The organism is Flexithrix dorotheae DSM 6795 (assembly GCF_000379765.1).
Lineage (GTDB): Bacteria > Bacteroidota > Bacteroidia > Cytophagales > Flammeovirgaceae > Flexithrix > Flexithrix dorotheae.
Genome location: NZ_KB903476.1, coordinates 195,865 through 213,056, shown reverse-complemented (window position 1 = coordinate 213,056; position 17,192 = coordinate 195,865). Strand labels below are relative to the sequence as shown.

The following is a 17,192-nucleotide window of genomic DNA, read 5'->3' as shown; positions in this document are numbered from 1 at the left end:
CTGATTTATGATAAGTTAACGATTGTTAATTTCTGTCCATTTTAGAAGATATCTTTCCTCTTTATCCAAAGTCAAAGTACAGGATTCTATAATGGCTAAAACTATTAGGCAAACTACTGATCAATAAAATTTAATCCAGGAAAATTGATAAAATGATTACGAAAAATCTAAGTGGAAAATCCAATTGGTTGAGACAAGGGAGGTATGTTCTTTTATGTACTTTTTTTGTTGGCTTATGCCAGTCATCCCAATTATTTGCGCAAAGAATGCTCATTGGGCTTAAAGGGGGTGTTAATTACACCCAGGCCGATCCTACTAAAAGCTTTTCTTCTGTAGTATTCACCCAGGCTCCTCTGGAAGACACTCATAAAAGAGTCTATAGCGAACAGTTTGATAACAGAGGTACACAATTTGGTATAGCCTTAACATTTGAATATACCAATTTCTTCGGAGTGAGTTTTGAACCAACCTACTCCCAATACAATTATGGATTCAAAAACAGCTACCTATGGCAGGCTACAGAAGGCTTTGAGTCTGTTGCCATTGAGTATAACCACAACCAAAAACTTAATTATATTGAATTACCACTTTTTTTCAGGTTTAGTTTTTCACAAGGTCCTGTAATACCTTATCTGCAGGTTGGCGGGTTTTATAATGTCTTACAAAATGCATCAAAATCTGTAAATACCACTCAACTTGATCTAGCGGCTGGAGGGTTCGATGAACTCAATGGAGATGAAAATGATGTAGGGATTACGCATTTGATGGATAATAAATTATACGGATTAGCAGGAGCTGTTGGGATTTCAATTAATTTACCTCATGTGAGAGTTTCCTTGGAAGGAGCTTACAGGTATGGGATGAACAATGTGGCAAACGAATATACCAGGTTTTCAGATCCGAGATCTTCTACTATTCACTTCGATGTATTGGATGACACTAGTTTAAGAAATATGCAATTTTCTCTGGTTTGTCATTTCCCTATCAACTTCGGAATGGGCGGGAATGGTACCAAAAATACCAGATACGTGGTCCCTTACGATATGAGGAGGTTTAAAGATGAAGGATCAAGAAAATAAAAATTAACTACCTAAAATGTTTACTACTACAATGGATAATAAAGTCTTATTTCTGTATCTGGGTTTGTTTTTGGCCATTTTTGGATGTAGCTCAGATGTAGAGGAAGTAGAACCAAACAATAGATTTACAAAAATTTATAACAATGAGAATTTTGATGATTCCTTTTACGCTTTGGATGTAAAGCAGACAGCAGATGGAGGGTATTTAATATTAGGGAGAAAGGAATTAGAAGATTCACCTTATGGAGGAGCTTATGTAATAAAAACTGATGATGAAGGAAATTATCAGTGGGAAGCAATTCCTACCCTCGATTTCAGAAATCCGGTGCCAAATCTAGTATTTATTGATGGTGCGTATCACTTCGTATGTATGACTGGAGTTGATGGAGTTTTAGCCAAAGTGAATGAGGATGGTAAAACAATTGATTTGGCAAGACCCTACGCTGATGTTACCTTGCCTTTACATGCTTCAGCAACGAGTGATGGAGGCTTGTTAATTTTAGGATACGATCAAGGAGCAGAAGAATCTTCACTTTCAAAAATTGGATCAGATAAGAGTTTTACCTGGCAGACCAGGTATGCTATTCTGGAAGATCAAAATGAAGCTATTTTTGATCATATGTTTTATGTAAATAAGCGGTTACCATTTTTCACTGGCTCTTTGGAAGAAGGAGGTTATTTTATGAATGGTTTTTCTGATTTTACCCTTTCTGTGGAATTTGTTGATGCGGGTGGAGGAAAACAGGGTGCTGTTCAAGGTTTTAGGGATGAAGGAACAGTGAGTTCTCTTGTACATCTTTCTGGTAATCAGTTTAGCCTGTCAAAATATTCGTACACGCAAAATTTTGTTTTGCCTTTAACAGAATTTGATCCAACAACTGTAAATAATATAAAGGATCTGGAGGGAAATGAATTTCCCGAAATTGCGCCTGAACCAGATGTTAGAGTATTAAGGCAAACCATTAATGGTAATAGCTATTTAATATATGCCGCAAATTCTAAAAGCAACCAAATTGTTTTGTATGCTTATGATGAGGCTAAACTTATTGAAAATGGAGGTGAGTTTGCCTATGTAGGTACCACCAGAGTTGGGTTTTCCGATAGGTTTGAAATTGCAAATATAATCCCGACTGAGGACGAAGGATTGGCTATTGCGGCTACAACATATTTAGGAGGGAGGTTCTCCCGTTTGGCTTTATTTAAGCTATCCCCTGGTGATTTAAGAAAACTGGCTGGTTTATAATTAACTACAGAAAGAACTTTAGTACGAAGCCTTCAGGTGAAAACCTGGAGGCTTTTTGCTTTTTGGAGTTAAAGATTTTTTTGGGATTATTGCTGGAAAGATGAATTATGAAATTTTTGTTTTTCGGGGTTTAAATCATTTAAATTTTCGATTTTAGTAAAAGCCGTAAATCGTTTTCCATATTATCTGAATAAACAATATTTGATTTTCCCGGAAAAGGCAATAACTGTTGGTTAAATCAAATAACCCATTTCAACTGAAAAGAATTAAAATGAACAGGATAAATTTAAAAAAACTACAAAAGGATGATCAACTAAGTTTTTTTGCTGTAGATGCTATAATGCTGGTGTTGGTGGGCTTAAACCTTTTATTAATAATTGTGGAATGGGTTTATTCATTTCAAATAATTCAGGATCTTTTAATTGAGTATTTTCCTAATGTTTTTGAGTTTTATACCACCTATGTACATGAGCATTTTTTGATTTATGATCTTCTATTTATCGTTATATATATAATTGAGTTTTCAATAAGATGGGTAATTGCCATAATCCGGAAAACGTATCATAGCTGGTTTTTTTATCCCTTCATTCACTGGTATGATGTATTGGGATGTTTCCCAATGGATTCTTTAAGGTTTTTCAGGTTTCTAAGAGTCTTTTCTATGGTTTACAGACTGGAAAGGATGGGAGTGATCAATCTCTCAAATACTTATTTGTTTAAATTAATCAGAAAATATTATAGAATTTTTGTGGAAGAGGTTTCAGATGCAGTAGTTATCAATGTAATTGATGATATGAAACACCAGGTCAGTGCCGGGAGCCCAATTGTGAACAGAGTAGTGGATGAAGTAATTTCCCCTCATAAAGAAGAAATAAAAATATGGATTACTTCCAGGGTAGATCTATTGGTTTCTGACCTTTATGAAGAAAATAAAGTGGAACTAAAGGCTTATGTAGATAAGTTGATCAAAGGATCTATGGAAAAGAATTCGGAGATAATGACTCTGGAGCTTGTTCCTGTAGTTGGTCATGTTATCACTTCAAAGATCGAAAAGGCCATTAGTGATATTGTTTTCAATGTCATAAATGGGGCAATTGAAGACTTTTCTGAAAATAAACAACAGATTATCGATTTATTAGGGGAAAAAATATTTGAAGCATTAATTTATGCCACCAGAGACGAAGAAATGAAGAACTTGAGTTTTGAGATTTTTTCAGGAACTTTGGAAATCGTAAAGGAAAAGGTGGGAGAAAAGATGTGGAAACTGGAAGAAATAACAGAGAAGCAGAGTGAATTAAGAAGGGAATTAGAAAAAGAGGACAATTTAGAAGAAGCAAAGGAATAGTATACGAAATGAAGGTTTATTTAGATAATGCCGCCACCACAAAAGTAAGTGAGGAGGTTTTGGCAGAAATGTTACCAGTTTTGAAAAATAACTTTGGTAACCCATCATCTACTCATTCATATGGAAGGGAGGCAAGGGTACTGATAGAAAAATCAAGGAAAAAAATCGCAGAATTATTGAATGTCACTCCTTCGGAAATATATTTCACTTCGGGGGGAACGGAATCGGATAATACTGTTTTAAGAGGATGTGTAAAGCACCTTGGTATTAAAAATGTGATTTCCAGTAAATTAGAGCATCATGCAGTTTTACATACCCTTGAAGACTTGGAAAATGCTGGAGAGATTAACCTGAGCTTTGTGGAGTTTGATGAAAATGGAAATATTATTCTTGAAAGTTTAGAAGCACTATTAAAAAACAACAAGAACGCTTTAGTCTCTTTGATGCACGGAAACAATGAGATTGGAAACATTAATCCATTAAAGGAAATTGGAGAGTTATGCCAGGAGCATGGAGCGATTTTTCATTCCGATACGGTTCAGACTATCGGACACTTTAATATTAATTTACAAAATATAGACATAAATTATATAGTAGGATCTGCGCATAAGTTTCATGGTCCGAAGGGAGTTGGTTTTTTGTATGCAAGGAAGGATTCAAAATTACCTGCCTATATCAGTGGAGGAGGGCAGGAAAGAAATTTAAGAGGAGGAACTGAAAATGTATATGGAATTGTAGGAATGGCAAAGGCCTTTGAATTGGCCATTACAAATTTGGAAGAGGAAAAGGCTTATATTGAAGGTCTAAAGCAAAGAATGCTGGAAGGGTTAAGGGAAAATATTCCAGGCATCTCCTTTAATGGCGATTCTGCCAACCTTGGAAAGAGTCTTTATACGGTGCTGAATGTAAGTATTCCTCCTTCGGAAAAAAACGGATTATTACTTTTTAATCTTGATTTGGCTGGTATTTGTGTTTCTGGAGGAAGTGCCTGTGCCAGTGGTGCTCAAACAGGCTCTCATGTGTTAAGAGCATTGGAAACTAACCCCAATAATGGAGTGATCAGGTTTTCATTTAGCAAGTATAATACAATTGAGGAAATCGATTTTACGATAGGCCAGTTGAAACGGATTTTAACCTGAATGCAGCAGTATTAAAATTTTATTAAAAATAATTCAGTCCGGGTTTGCAATAATAATTTTATTGTCTACATTTGCACTCCATTTAAGAGAAACTATGCTTATTAATACATAAGCAAAAGTCTCAAAAAGTAGATCATATATTTGTTGATAGGGTACAAAAGGTTGAGAAGTATAGGCAAATAGCTTTTGCTATGCCGTAGCTTTTACTAAATTTTATAAAAATATGTTACAGCCGAAAAGAACAAAATTCAGGAAAAAGCAGAAAGGAAGGGTGCGTGGAATCGCCCAAAGAGGTCATGAAATTTCTTTTGGTAGCTTTGGAATTAAGGCATTGGAAATTGGATGGTTAACATCAAGACAAATTGAAGCTGCCAGGATTGCACTTACAAGGGCTATGAAAAGGGAAGGTCAGGTTTGGATTAGAATATTTCCTGATAAGCCTGTTACTAAAAAACCAGCAGAGGTAAGGATGGGTAAAGGAAAGGGATCTCCTGAATATTGGGTAGCACCAGTTAGACCTGGAACGATTTTATTTGAGGCAGACGGTGTGAGTTTGGAAACTGCAACAGAAGCATTAAGACTCGCTGCTCAAAAATTGCCTATTAAAACCAAAATGGTTGTAAGAAGAGATTATTAAGAAGGACTAATTATGAAAAATTCTGAAATAAAAGGGCTTTCAATTGAAGAGATAAAAGAGAAGATATCTTCTTCAGAAAAGAATTTGCAAAGTATGAAGTTTGCTAATGCAATTTCTCCTATAGAAAATCCACTTCAAATTAAGGATGTGAGGAGGTTTATTGCCAGATTGAAGACTGAACTACATAATAGGGTAGTTGCAGATGTTGCTGATAAGGCTAAAAGTGGAGAGCTTACAAATTTTAATGCGAGAGAATTTCTTTCAAAAACAAATTTAGATTCTCCTTTGAATTTGGCTAAAATCAAGAGAATAATTGCAGATTCAAAGAATTAGTTTAATCCTTAATTAGCAACAAGAAATGGAAGAAAGAAATTCAAGAAAAGAAAGGATAGGTGTTGTGACCAGCAATAAGATGGATGCATCAATTGTAGTGTCTGTGGTAAGGAAGGTGAAACACCCAATTTATGGAAAGTTCATGACTAAGACTAAAAAGTTCATGGCCCATGACTCTAATAATGATTGCAATATTGGAGATAGAGTAAGAATTATGGAAACCAGACCTTTGAGTAAAAGGAAAAGGTGGAGATTGATCGAAATCATCGAAAAAGCAAAATAATTTTTGCTCAGTGTTATTTCAATATAGTTTGAGTAAAAAATAATAAGATTTTATAAAAATGGTACAGCAAGAGTCAAGATTAAATGTGGCTGATAATAGTGGGGCAAAGGAAGTATTATGTATCAGGGTGCTTGGAGGCACCGGAAAAAGATATGCCTCTATTGGTGATAAGATTGTGGTTTCTGTAAAGTCAGCGCTTTCTTCCAGTAATGTAAAAAAAGGCACTATTTCTAAGGCAGTGGTTGTAAGAACGAAAAAGGAGATAAGAAGAAGGGATGGTTCTTATATCAGGTTTGAGGATAATGCTGCGGTATTACTAAATGCCAACGATGAGCCAAGAGGGACCCGTATTTTTGGGCCGGTTGCTCGTGAATTGAGGGAAAAACAGTTTATGAAAATCGTTTCATTAGCACCTGAAGTTTTATAATTATGAAGTCTGTTAAGATAAGAAAACTACACCTTAAGAAAGGGGATAAAGTAGAAGTAATTGCGGGAAACCATAAGGGTAAAAAGGGGCTTGTATTAGAAGTGCTACGCAAAAATAACCGTGCAATTGTAGAAGGAGTAAATTTAGTTACTAAGCATATAAAGCCAACAGCTGAGAATCCAGAAGGAGGAGTAGAGAAGACTGAGGCCGGAATACATATTAGTAATTTAATGGTTTTGGATCCGAAAACCGGAGAAAAAACAAAAATAGGTAGGAGGGAAGATGAGGATGGGAAATTGAAAAGATATTCAAAAAAATCAGATCAATTCATTGACTAATGGCTAAACCTAGATTAAAAAAGAAATACTTAGAGGAAATTGTCCCTAAGTTAAAAGAAAAGTTTGACTATAAGTCAACTATGGAGGTTCCTAAGTTATTGAAAATTTCAATTAATAAAGGGATTGGAGAAGCAACATCAGACAAAAAATTAGTTGATGTTGGTATTGAAGAGTTATCGTTGATAGCCGGTCAGAAAGCAGTAGCTACAAAGGCAAAGAAATCTGTTTCAAACTTTAAACTTCGGGAGGAAATGCCAATTGGGGCAAGAGTGACTTTGAGAGGAGATAGAATGTTTGAATTTGTGGACAGACTTGTAAGCATTGCTCTCCCAAGGGTAAGAGACTTTAAAGGAGTCAATGATAAAAGTTTTGATGGCAGGGGTAACTATACTCTTGGCGTAAAAGAGCAAATAATTTTTCCTGAAATTTCAATCGATAAGGTTAAAAAGATTTCAGGAATGGATATAACTTTTGTTACCACAGCTCAAACGGATGAAGAAGGCTATGCCCTTTTGAAAGAACTAGGAATGCCGTTTAAGAATAAAAATTAATGCTATATGGCAAAGGAATCTATAAAAGCTAGAGAAAGAAAAAGAGAAAAATTAGTAGCAAAGTATGCAGCAAAAAGAGCGGCATTGAAAGAGGCTGGTGATTACGCTGCATTGGATAAACTACCTAAAAATTCTTCTAAGGTTAGACTTCACAACCGATGCAAATTGACTGGTAGACCGAAAGGTTATATGAGGAGATTTGGCATATCAAGGGTAACTTTTAGAGAATTGGCTTCTCAAGGTAAAATTCCTGGTGTAACAAAAGCTAGTTGGTAATTTTTAGAAATTAAATGGGCTCGCAGGGCTCTTAAATAGATAAAAGAATGACAGATCCTATTGCAGATTACTTAACGCGATTAAGAAATGCTATAAAGGCAAACCGAAGGATTGTTGAGCTTCCAGCTTCTAACATCAAAAAGGAGATAACAAAGGTATTGCACGATAAAGGATATATTCAAGGGTATAAATTTGATGACTCAGGAGTGCAAGGTACAATCAAAATTGCATTGAAATATAATCCTTCCACTAAAGCTCCGGCTATTGTTAGCCTGGAAAGGATTAGTAAACCTGGGTTGAGGAAATATGTGAAGTCCGATAATTTACCCCGTGTGCTAAATGGTTTAGGTATTGCTGTTTTATCTACTTCTAAGGGAGTAATGACAGATAAAGAAGCAAGAAACTTGAATGTTGGTGGTGAGGTATTGTGCTATGTTTATTAATAACATAAAAAGGAAATTGAAATGTCAAGAATTGGAAAATTACCTATAAAAATTCCTACCGGAGTTTCGGTTGATATTAAAGATAACCTGATATCTGTAAAAGGTCCTAAAGGAGAGCTCTCTCAAAAGGTTGATTCAGCAATTAGCATGGAGCTTAAAGACGGTGAACTCAATTTTGAGAGACCATCAGACCAAAAGAGCCATAAGGCTATGCATGGCTTGTACAGATCTCTGGTAAACAATATGGTTGTTGGAGTAACAGAAGGATACCAGAAAAAACTTGAATTAGTGGGTGTAGGATTTAAAGCTGTGGCTTCTGGAAATGTTCTGGAACTGAACCTTGGTTATTCGCATAATATTTACTTTGCTGTTCCTCCAGAAATTTCTGTAAATGCGGAAACCGCAAAAGGAAAGAATCCTATTGTGACATTGGATGGAATCGATAAGCAATTAATCGGGCACGTTGCGGCTCAAATTAAGAAATTGCGAAAAGTAGAACCTTATAAAGGTAAGGGTATCAGATTTGTAGGTGAACAGATTAGAAGAAAAGCAGGTAAGACTGCCGCAAAATAAATTTAAAAGATGGCTACGAAAAAAGATTCTCGAAGACTTAGTATTAAAAGAAGGATTCGTAATAAGATATCAGGTACAGCTGCAAAGCCAAGATTATCAGTATTTAAAAGTAATACTTCGATAACAGTTCAGGTAATTGATGATCTTGAATCAAAGACTTTAGTTTTTGCAACTTCAAAAGAGGTTTCTGATAAGAAAAATGTAGATTTGGGAATTGCCAAAGAAGTAGGGAAAAAGATCGCTGAAAAGGCTAAATCATCAGGGATTGAGACTGTGGTTTTTGATAGAAACGGTTATTTGTACCATGGAAAGGTAAAAGCATTAGCAGAAGGAGCCAGGGAGGGTGGATTGAAATTTTAATTCTTTAAAGATATGCCTAAACAAGGAAATATTAGAAAATTGAAAGCTAGTGACATCGAGCTAACTGAAAAAGTAGTTGCGATTCAAAGGGTAGCTAAAGTAGTAAAAGGTGGTAGAAGATTTAGCTTTTCTGCTATTGTGGTGGTAGGCAATGGAGATGGTGTAGTGGGGTATGGATTAGGAAAAGCCAATGAAGTTACTGATGCTATTACAAAAGGAATTGATGATGCAAAGAAAAATTTGATCAAAGTTCCGATTTTGAATGGTACTATTCCTCATGAAATGCTTGGAAAGTTTGGAGGAGGATATATATTAATTAAACCTGCATCTCAAGGTACTGGTGTAATTGCTGGTGGTGCGATGAGGGCTGTATTAGAAGCAGCTGGTGTAAAAGATGTATTGGCAAAGTCAAAAGGTTCTTCAAACCCGCACAACGTTGTTAAGGCAACATTTGATGCACTATTGAAAATGAGGGATCCTTTTTCTATAGCCCAACAAAGAGGAATTACATTGGAAAAAGTATTTAATGGCTAATAATGTTATTACCATGAGCAAGATAAAAATCACACAAGTACGAAGTACTATTAAAAGATCTAAAAGGCAAAAAGCAACTATTACTGCTTTAGGTTTGGGCAAGATTAATAGATCAAAAGAAGTAACTGCAACTCCTCAAATTCTAGGGATGGTTGAGAAGGTGAAACATTTGGTAAGAGTTGAAGAGTTATAATTTATTAATTAGTTTTTGTAATTTTGCGAAAAAGTGATGAAGTTGCATAGTTTAAAACCTGCAGAAGGTTCCGTAAAAAATAGAAAAAGAATTGGTAGAGGTCCTGGATCCGGAAAGGGAGGGACTAGTGCCAGAGGTCATAAAGGAGCTAAATCAAGATCTGGTTATAGCAGAAAGCTTGGCTTCGAAGGTGGCCAAATGCCACTCCAGAGAAGGGTGCCAAAGTTTGGCTTCAGAAGTCCTTTTAGAGTGGAGTACAAACCAATTAATGTTGGTAAGTTGCAAGAGTTATCTGAGAAACATAATTTAAATCAGTTTGAGGTTGCAGATTTTGTTAAATTTGGATTAGCTTCAAAAAATGATAAAATTAAGGTGCTTGGAAATGGAGAATTAAATGTAAAGCTTGACGTAACTGTTCATGCTTATTCTTCCTCCGCTAAAACAGCAATTGAAAATGCTGGGGGAAATGCAAATACGCTATAAAATATGAAGAAGTTTTTCACTACGATAAAGAACATATTTTCAATTGAAGAATTAAGAACCAGGATATTTTATACACTTGGTTTCTTGATGGTCTTCCGATTGGGTTCATTTATTGTATTACCTGGAGTTGATCCTAGTAAATTAAATGAGGCCTCCTCAGGTTTTTTTGGCATGATTAACACCTTTTTAGGAGGTGCATTCAGTAGGGCGTCAATTTTTGCCCTAGGAATTATGCCATATATTTCAGCTTCTATTATAGTTCAGTTACTTTCAGTTGCTGTTCCTAAATTCCAAAAGCTTCAGAAGGAAGGCGAATCGGGAAGGAAAAAAATTAATCAGATTACAAGGGTATTGACAATTCTTATAACTATGGCTCAGGCCTCTGGTTATCTGGCTGCGACAATCCCTGCTGAGGCTATCACCCTAACCAACCAATCATTCTTTGTAGCTTCTTCCATGATCATCTTAACCTCAGGAACGATGTTCTGTATGTGGTTAGGAGAAAAAATTACAGAGAAAGGTATCGGAAATGGAATATCAATGTTAATTATGATTGGTATTATTTCCAGGTTTCCACTTGCTATTATTGAAGAAGTGGGCACCAGAGGTACTCAGGGTCTCCTTCTCTTAGTTCTTGAATTTTTAGCCTTGTTCTTTATCGTAATGAGTGTAGTATTGCTTACTACCGCTGTAAGGAGAATTCCTGTTCAATATGCCCGACAAGTTGTGGGAGGAGGGAAAAAGCAATTAGGAAAAGGACAAAGGTCATATATACCACTAAAGGTGAATTCAGCTAACGTGATGCCGATTATTTTCGCGCAGTCCTTAATGTTTTTGCCTTCATTGTTGTCTTCAGTTTGGGCTGAGGAAAATGATACTGCCAGATACATCGCTCAGGCATTTGCTGATTTTACTTCATTAGAATACAATATCACATTTGCCATACTAATTATTCTTTTCACATTCTTCTATACTGCCATAACTATTAACCCAAAGCAAATGGCTGATGATATGAAAAGGAATAATGCATTTATACCTGGTGTGAAACCTGGGGAGCAAACTTCAGATTATATTAGTGCGGTGTTGGATAAAATTACCTTACCGGGTGCTTTATTTTTAGCTATTGTTGCGGTACTTCCTGCGTTTGCAAGTGCAGCAGGTGTAAGTATGAACTTTGCTCAATTTTATGGCGGTACTTCGCTTATTATCATGGTAGGTGTAATTCTGGATACTCTGCAACAAATTGAAAGTTATTTGTTAATGAGACATTACGAGGGGATGATGAAATCAGGAAGCATAAAAGGAAGATCTCAGAACGTACCAGCATTTTAATGATATATTTTAAGACAAGCGAAGAAATCGAGTTGATAAAAAAGAGCGCCACGCTTTTGGGTAAGGCACATGGAGAAGTTGCCAAATCCATAAAGGAGGGAGTTTCTACTAAAGAACTTGATTTAATCGCAGAGGAGTATATCAAAGATTTTGGAGGTGAGCCTTCGTTTTTAGGATATAATGGATTCCCTGCTTCCCTTTGTATATCAGTGAATGAAGTAGTAGTACATGGGATTCCTGGAGAATATCGCCTAAAAGAGGGAGATATAATTTCAATAGATTGTGGGGTTTATTTGAACGGTTACCATGCTGATAGTGCATATACATATGGTGTTGGAGAAATAAAGCCTGAAGTTCAAAATTTACTGAAAGTTACTAAGGAGTCTTTATATAAAGGTATTGAAAATGTTAAGCAGGGGAATAGAATTGGTGATGTAAGTAGTTCAATACAAAGTTATTGCGAAGGGAATGGCTTTTCGGTAGTTCGGGAATTGGTAGGGCATGGAATCGGAAAGCATTTACACGAAAAACCTGATGTTCCAAATTTTGGAAAAAGAGGGAGAGGCAGAAAAATAGAAAATGGTCTTGTTATAGCTATTGAGCCCATGATTAATTTAGGATCGAAGGGTATAGTTCAGGAAAAAGATGGTTGGACGATTAGAACAAAAGATAGAAAACCTTCTGCTCATTTTGAACATACAGTAGCTTTTTATAATAATAAGGTAGAAGTTTTAACAACATTTGAATTCATAGAACAAGTTTTGACTAGTCAATATGCCTAAGCAAGCGAATATAGAATTAGATGGTACAATAGTAGAAGCTTTGTCAAATGCAAGGTTTAGGGTGGAACTGGAGAATGGACATAAAGTTTTAGCCCATATTTCCGGAAAAATGAGGATGCATTATATCCGGATTTTGCCAGGAGACAAAGTAAAGCTTGAAATGACTCCTTATGATTTAACTAAAGGGAGAATTGTTTATAGATATAAATAATCAGTGTTATTTCAATTATTCTTTAACGAATAACAAATTAGGAAATGAAGGTAAAAGCATCAATTAAGAAAAGAAGCTCAGATTGTAAAATAATCAGACGTAAGGGTAAGCTTTATGTAATCAATAAGAAAAACCCTAGGTTTAAGCAACGTCAAGGCTAATAAAATAAATTTTAAAAATTAAATTTCCGGATATAAAATGGCGCGTATTTCAGGTGTAGATATTCCAGATAATAAAAGAGGTGTTATTGCACTTACTTATATTTTTGGAATTGGAAGGCCCTCATCAGAGGCAATTCTTGAAAAAGCTAAAATCGACCCTAATAAACATGTAGGGGATTGGACTGATGAAGAGTCTAAAGCAATAAGGGATATTATTACCACTGAATTTAAAGTGGAAGGAGAACTAAAGTCTGAAGTTCAGCTTAATATTAAGCGATTGATGGATATTGGTTGTTACAGAGGATTCAGACACAGAAGAGGATTGCCGGTACGGGGTCAGAGAACAAAAAATAATTCACGTACCAGAAAAGGAAAGAGAAAAACTGTTGCTAATAAAAAGAAAGCAGTTAAGTAAAGTTTTAATACTTTTAATTGCCTTTTAAGTAATTATTTAAGCATTTAATAATGGCTCAGAAAAGAAAAGATAAAGCTAAAAAAAGGGTTGTTTCTGTTGAATCAATTGGAGAAGCTCACATCAAAGCTTCATTCAACAACATTATTGTTTCCCTTACTAATAAAGAAGGACAGGTAATTTCTTGGTCATCGGCTGGAAAAATGGGATTCAGAGGTTCTAAAAAGAACACTCCTTATGCAGCACAGATGGCAGCTCAGGATTGCGCGAAGGTAGCCTATGATCTAGGATTGAGAAAGGTGGAGGTTTTTGTGAAAGGACCTGGATCAGGAAGAGAGTCTGCAATTAGGACTATTCAAAACTCTGGGATTGAAGTAACGACTATTAAAGATGTTACTCCCCTGCCTCATAACGGTTGCAGACCTCCAAAAAGGAGAAGAGTTTAATTATTACCTTGATATATTTTCATAAATAAAATTTTGAATTTCGATGGCAAGATACACAGGGCCAAAGTCCAAAATAGCTAGAAAATTTAATGATCCTATTTTTGGACCGTGCAAGGAGCTGAAAAAGAAGGCTTATCCTCCAGGACAGCATGGAAGGGGTAGAAGAAAGAAACAATCTGAATACGCTATCCAGTTAGCTGAAAAACAAAAGGCAAAGTACACTTATGGCGTACTTGAAAAACAATTCCGAAATTTATTTGATAAAGCCGCAAGAAAACACGGTATTACCGGTACCAACTTGTTGCAATTATTGGAATCAAGGTTAGATAATACTGTATTTAGATTAGGTATTGCTCCTACAAGATCTGCTGCCAGACAGTTGGTTTCTCATAAGCATGTTACTGTAAATGGAGATATTGTAAATATTCCTTCTTTTACTTTAAAGCCAGGAGATATTGTGGGTGTGAAAATCAAATCACAATCTTTACAGGTAGTTAAAGAAAGCCTTTCAGGAAGACAAATTTCCAGATTTAGTTGGTTAGAGTGGGACGCTGAAAGAATGGCTGGAAAATTTATGGGTGTGCCTGAAAGAGAGGAGATACCTGAAAATATAAATGAACAATTTATAGTTGAATTGTACTCTAAATAAGAGCTATAATTTGACCTCTGATCCTGGTTTCGGGATCAAATTTTTTGAAATTATTATTCACTAAGATAAAAAGTAAGCTTACATGTCAATACTAGCATTTCAAATGCCTGATAAGGTGGTAATGGATAAGGCTGATGATTTTCATGGGTTATTCGAATTTAAACCGCTTGAGCCAGGTTATGGAGTTACAATAGGTAATTCTTTAAGGAGAATCCTATTATCATCTTTAGAGGGGTATGCTATTGTTGGAGTTAAATTCCCTGATGTATTGCATGAATTTTCTTCCATCGAGGGTGTTGTGGAGGATGTAACTGAGATTATTTTAAATCTTAAAACAGCTAGGTTTAAAAAAGTATCAGAAAGTCCAAATTCTAAAATTAATATTAGTATTAGCGGAAAGGAAGTTTTTACTGCTGGCGATATTGCTGAATTTACCACAGACTTCAAAATCTTAAACCCGGAATTGGTAATTTGTAATATCGATCCTTCAATTACCTTTCAGGTTGAACTAACTGTGGAGAAAGGGAGAGGATATGTTCCGGCTGAAGAAAATAAACCTAGCGAGCAGGTATTTGGTTATATCCCGGTTGATGCGATTTTTACTCCAATAAAAAATGTGAAGTACAAAATCGAAAATACAAGGGTTGAGCAAAGGACTGACTATGAGAAGTTAATTTTGGATATTGAAACTGATGGTTCAATTCATCCGGAAGATGCTCTTAAAGGTGCTGCGAATATTTTAATCCAGCATTTCATGTTGTTCTCTGATCAGACAATGACATTCCAGCCTGATAGCAAGCCTGAGGAGGAGCCAATTGATGAGGAATTCTTGCATATGAGGAAATTGTTGAAAACTTCTTTGTCTGATTTAGATTTATCTGTGAGGGCATACAATTGTTTAAAAGCTGCTGATGTAAAAACATTGGGAGACCTTGTAAGCCTTGAAATTTCTGATATGATGAAATTTAGAAATTTCGGTAAGAAGTCTTTGACAGAGCTTGAGCAATTAGTTGCTGAAAAGAATCTAACCTTTGGAATGGATGTTTCAAAGTACAAACTTGATGAAGATTAATAAAAAAAGAGTGGGAAAAATCGGGTAACCGATAAAATATATTAATTGAAATGAGGCACGGAAAAAAAGTAAATCATCTTGGGAGAACAGCCCCTCATAGAAAGGCAATGCTTTCTAATATGGCTTGTTCTTTAATCCTTCATAAAAGGATTAATACTACCCTAGCAAAGGCTAAAGCACTTAGGAAATATGTTGAGCCTTTAATTACGAAATCGAAAACTGATTCAATGCATTCCAGAAGAACTGTTTTTTCTTATTTGAAGAATAAGGAAGCTGTAACTGTTCTTTTTAATGAAGTAGCTGATAAAATTGCTGAAAGACCAGGTGGTTATACTCGTATTATCAAAACCGGTTATAGATTGGGAGATAATGCAGAAACCTGCCTTATTGAATTAGTTGATTTCAATGAGCTGTTATTAGCAGAAAGCGCTGATAGCAAATCTAAAACTAGAAGAGGTAGAAGAAGAAGAGGAGGTTCAAAAAAATCTGAAGATAAAACTACTCAAGCAGTAGAAGAAATCAAGGCAGAAGAAGAAGTCGCTGTTGCTGAACCAGAGGAAAAAGTAGAAGATGTTGTGGCTGAGGATGTTGTAGATGAAGTAAAAGAGGAAGATGGAACTGAAAAAGAGGAGGGAGATGATACTTCTAAACCAAAGGATGAGTAATAATGATAAAAAGTTGATAAAAGGAAATGGTTTTTAAATCATTTCCTTTTTTTTTGCAAAAATTATAATAAGTAAATTTTTTATAGCAAAATGGATAAGGTTCAAAGAAAGTCATGTATTTTATTGTTGGAGGATGGGAGTATATTCCATGGATATGGAATAGGGTTAATTGGTACCACATCTGGTGAAATTTGTTTTAATACTGGAATAACTGGCTACCAGGAAGTTTATACTGATCCATCATACTACGGACAGATATTGGTGAATACCACCTCTCATATTGGAAATTATGGAGTGTTGGATGCTGAAACTGAATCTGGATCGGTAAAAATTAAGGGTTTGGTTGTGAAGAAGTTCTCTGATATTTTTTCAAGAATCCAGGCTGAGGGTTCACTTCAAAAATATTTGGAGGAGGCTAAAATTGTAGGAATTTCTGATATTGATACCAGGAAACTGGTAAGACATATCCGTGAAAAAGGGGCAATGAATGCTATTATTTCCTCTGAAATTGATGATATAGATAAATTAAAAGAATTGCTTTCAGCTGTTCCTTCAATGGAAGGGTTGGAGCTTGCTTCCCAGGTAAGTACCAAAGAAACATATTTTGAGGGTAATCCTGATGCTCCTTTAAAAGTTGCAGTTCTTGATTTAGGCATAAAAAGAAACATCTTAAGAAATCTGACTTCGAAAGGATGTTATTGTAAAGTATTTCCTTCAGGCACCTCATTTGAAGAAATGAATTCATGGAATCCAGATGGATTCTTCATTTCCAATGGGCCTGGTGATCCCGCATCAACTACTTATGCAGTAGAAACTGTAAAAGAAATTATAAAAAGAGATATTCCAGTTTTTGGAATCTGCCTGGGACATCAGATCATTGCCTTAGCCAATGGAATTACCACCTATAAAATGCATCATGGTCATAGAGGGTTAAATCATCCGGTTAAAAATTTAGTAACAGGAAAATGTGAAATTACCTCACAAAACCATGGCTTTAGTGTTTCTTCAGATTCAGTTAAAAATAATGAAAATGTTGAAATTACACATATCAATTTAAATGATGGGACGGTAGAAGGAATTAAAATCTTAGGCAAAAAAGCATTTTCTGTTCAATACCACCCTGAGGCTGCTCCTGGTCCTCATGACTCCTGGTATTTGTTTGATCAGTTTATTGCCCTTATGGGAGAAGCAGAAACTGTATGAGGATAAGTTAAATAATTTCTTT

Annotated in this window: 27 protein-coding genes; all 27 read left to right on the top strand. The window is 35.5% G+C overall.

The window, feature by feature from the left end; genetic code table 11:
- Window positions 1–152 precede the first annotated feature (152 nt).
- Window positions 153–1,079, top strand: a complete 927-nt coding sequence (locus A3EM_RS0131410) for an outer membrane beta-barrel protein (protein WP_020532231.1) — start codon at window positions 153–155, stop codon at window positions 1,077–1,079.
- 16 nt (window positions 1,080–1,095) lie between these two features.
- A complete protein-coding gene (locus A3EM_RS0131405; RefSeq protein WP_157638185.1) occupies window positions 1,096–2,322 on the top strand; it encodes a hypothetical protein in 1,227 nt (408 codons plus the stop codon).
- Between the two features lie 271 nt (window positions 2,323–2,593).
- Window positions 2,594–3,667 carry an ion transporter gene (locus A3EM_RS0131395; RefSeq protein WP_157638184.1) on the top strand — a complete coding sequence of 358 codons (1,074 nt, stop codon included), beginning with the start codon at window positions 2,594–2,596 and terminating at the stop codon, window positions 3,665–3,667.
- 8 nt (window positions 3,668–3,675) lie between these two features.
- Window positions 3,676–4,806, top strand: coding sequence for a cysteine desulfurase family protein (locus tag A3EM_RS0131390; RefSeq protein WP_020532227.1), 1,131 nt, complete (start codon window positions 3,676–3,678; stop codon window positions 4,804–4,806).
- A 223-nt stretch (window positions 4,807–5,029) separates the two neighbouring features.
- Window positions 5,030–5,443 (top strand): 50S ribosomal protein L16, encoded by a 414-nt coding sequence (rplP, locus tag A3EM_RS0131385; RefSeq protein ID WP_020532226.1) that lies wholly within the window; start codon window positions 5,030–5,032, stop codon window positions 5,441–5,443.
- 12 nt (window positions 5,444–5,455) lie between these two features.
- Window positions 5,456–5,776: a 50S ribosomal protein L29 gene (gene rpmC, locus A3EM_RS48465; RefSeq protein WP_020532225.1), complete on the top strand. Its 321-nt coding sequence runs from the start codon at window positions 5,456–5,458 to the stop codon at window positions 5,774–5,776.
- Between the two features lie 25 nt (window positions 5,777–5,801).
- Window positions 5,802–6,059 carry a 30S ribosomal protein S17 gene (gene rpsQ, locus A3EM_RS0131375; RefSeq protein ID WP_020532224.1) on the top strand — a complete coding sequence of 86 codons (258 nt, stop codon included), beginning with the start codon at window positions 5,802–5,804 and terminating at the stop codon, window positions 6,057–6,059.
- 58 nt (window positions 6,060–6,117) lie between these two features.
- On the top strand, window positions 6,118–6,486 hold the full coding sequence (rplN, locus tag A3EM_RS0131370; protein ID WP_020532223.1) for a 50S ribosomal protein L14: 369 nt from the start codon (window positions 6,118–6,120) through the stop codon (window positions 6,484–6,486).
- Window positions 6,487–6,488: 2 nt separating this feature from the next.
- Window positions 6,489–6,824 (top strand): 50S ribosomal protein L24, encoded by a 336-nt coding sequence (gene rplX / locus A3EM_RS0131365; RefSeq protein ID WP_020532222.1) that lies wholly within the window; start codon window positions 6,489–6,491, stop codon window positions 6,822–6,824.
- On the top strand, window positions 6,824–7,375 hold the full coding sequence (gene rplE, locus A3EM_RS0131360) for a 50S ribosomal protein L5 (protein WP_020532221.1): 552 nt from the start codon (window positions 6,824–6,826) through the stop codon (window positions 7,373–7,375). The genes rplX and rplE overlap by 1 nt, the downstream gene beginning before the upstream one ends.
- Before the next feature lie 6 nt (window positions 7,376–7,381).
- A complete protein-coding gene (rpsN, locus tag A3EM_RS0131355; protein WP_020532220.1) occupies window positions 7,382–7,651 on the top strand; it encodes a 30S ribosomal protein S14 in 270 nt (89 codons plus the stop codon).
- Between the two features lie 47 nt (window positions 7,652–7,698).
- Complete coding sequence (gene rpsH / locus A3EM_RS0131350) at window positions 7,699–8,094, top strand: 30S ribosomal protein S8 (protein WP_020532219.1); 396 nt, start codon at window positions 7,699–7,701, stop codon at window positions 8,092–8,094.
- Between the two features lie 21 nt (window positions 8,095–8,115).
- On the top strand, window positions 8,116–8,667 hold the full coding sequence (gene rplF, locus A3EM_RS0131345; protein WP_020532218.1) for a 50S ribosomal protein L6: 552 nt from the start codon (window positions 8,116–8,118) through the stop codon (window positions 8,665–8,667).
- 9 nt (window positions 8,668–8,676) lie between these two features.
- On the top strand, window positions 8,677–9,027 hold the full coding sequence (gene rplR, locus A3EM_RS0131340) for a 50S ribosomal protein L18 (protein ID WP_020532217.1): 351 nt from the start codon (window positions 8,677–8,679) through the stop codon (window positions 9,025–9,027).
- Window positions 9,028–9,039: 12 nt separating this feature from the next.
- The gene (gene rpsE / locus A3EM_RS0131335) at window positions 9,040–9,561 is read left to right on the top strand and encodes a 30S ribosomal protein S5 (protein ID WP_020532216.1); all 522 of its coding nucleotides are present in this window, start codon (window positions 9,040–9,042) and stop codon (window positions 9,559–9,561) included.
- A gap of 13 nt (window positions 9,562–9,574) precedes the next feature.
- Entirely contained in the window at window positions 9,575–9,754 is a 180-nt protein-coding gene (rpmD, locus tag A3EM_RS0131330; protein WP_026210696.1) for a 50S ribosomal protein L30, read from the top strand.
- A gap of 36 nt (window positions 9,755–9,790) precedes the next feature.
- On the top strand, window positions 9,791–10,237 hold the full coding sequence (rplO, locus tag A3EM_RS0131325) for a 50S ribosomal protein L15 (protein ID WP_020532214.1): 447 nt from the start codon (window positions 9,791–9,793) through the stop codon (window positions 10,235–10,237).
- Between the two features lie 3 nt (window positions 10,238–10,240).
- A complete protein-coding gene (gene secY / locus A3EM_RS0131320) occupies window positions 10,241–11,569 on the top strand; it encodes a preprotein translocase subunit SecY (protein ID WP_026210695.1) in 1,329 nt (442 codons plus the stop codon).
- Window positions 11,569–12,351, top strand: a complete 783-nt coding sequence (map, locus tag A3EM_RS0131315) for a type I methionyl aminopeptidase (protein WP_020532212.1) — start codon at window positions 11,569–11,571, stop codon at window positions 12,349–12,351. The genes secY and map overlap by 1 nt, the downstream gene beginning before the upstream one ends.
- A complete protein-coding gene (infA, locus tag A3EM_RS0131310; protein ID WP_020532211.1) occupies window positions 12,344–12,562 on the top strand; it encodes a translation initiation factor IF-1 in 219 nt (72 codons plus the stop codon). Before map ends, infA begins: the two co-directional genes overlap by 8 nt.
- Window positions 12,563–12,606: 44 nt before the next feature.
- The gene (gene ykgO, locus A3EM_RS47210; protein ID WP_083925336.1) at window positions 12,607–12,723 is read left to right on the top strand and encodes a type B 50S ribosomal protein L36; all 117 of its coding nucleotides are present in this window, start codon (window positions 12,607–12,609) and stop codon (window positions 12,721–12,723) included.
- A 37-nt stretch (window positions 12,724–12,760) separates the two neighbouring features.
- Entirely contained in the window at window positions 12,761–13,138 is a 378-nt protein-coding gene (rpsM, locus tag A3EM_RS0131305; protein WP_020532210.1) for a 30S ribosomal protein S13, read from the top strand.
- A gap of 50 nt (window positions 13,139–13,188) precedes the next feature.
- Window positions 13,189–13,581, top strand: coding sequence for a 30S ribosomal protein S11 (gene rpsK / locus A3EM_RS0131300; protein ID WP_020532209.1), 393 nt, complete (start codon window positions 13,189–13,191; stop codon window positions 13,579–13,581).
- A gap of 43 nt (window positions 13,582–13,624) precedes the next feature.
- Complete coding sequence (rpsD, locus tag A3EM_RS0131295; protein WP_020532208.1) at window positions 13,625–14,230, top strand: 30S ribosomal protein S4; 606 nt, start codon at window positions 13,625–13,627, stop codon at window positions 14,228–14,230.
- 82 nt (window positions 14,231–14,312) lie between these two features.
- On the top strand, window positions 14,313–15,302 hold the full coding sequence (locus tag A3EM_RS0131290) for a DNA-directed RNA polymerase subunit alpha (RefSeq protein ID WP_026210694.1): 990 nt from the start codon (window positions 14,313–14,315) through the stop codon (window positions 15,300–15,302).
- A gap of 50 nt (window positions 15,303–15,352) precedes the next feature.
- Complete coding sequence (gene rplQ, locus A3EM_RS0131285) at window positions 15,353–15,967, top strand: 50S ribosomal protein L17 (RefSeq protein WP_020532206.1); 615 nt, start codon at window positions 15,353–15,355, stop codon at window positions 15,965–15,967.
- A gap of 90 nt (window positions 15,968–16,057) precedes the next feature.
- Complete coding sequence (gene carA / locus A3EM_RS0131280) at window positions 16,058–17,170, top strand: glutamine-hydrolyzing carbamoyl-phosphate synthase small subunit (RefSeq protein WP_020532205.1); 1,113 nt, start codon at window positions 16,058–16,060, stop codon at window positions 17,168–17,170.
- Window positions 17,171–17,192: the final 22 nt, after the last annotated feature.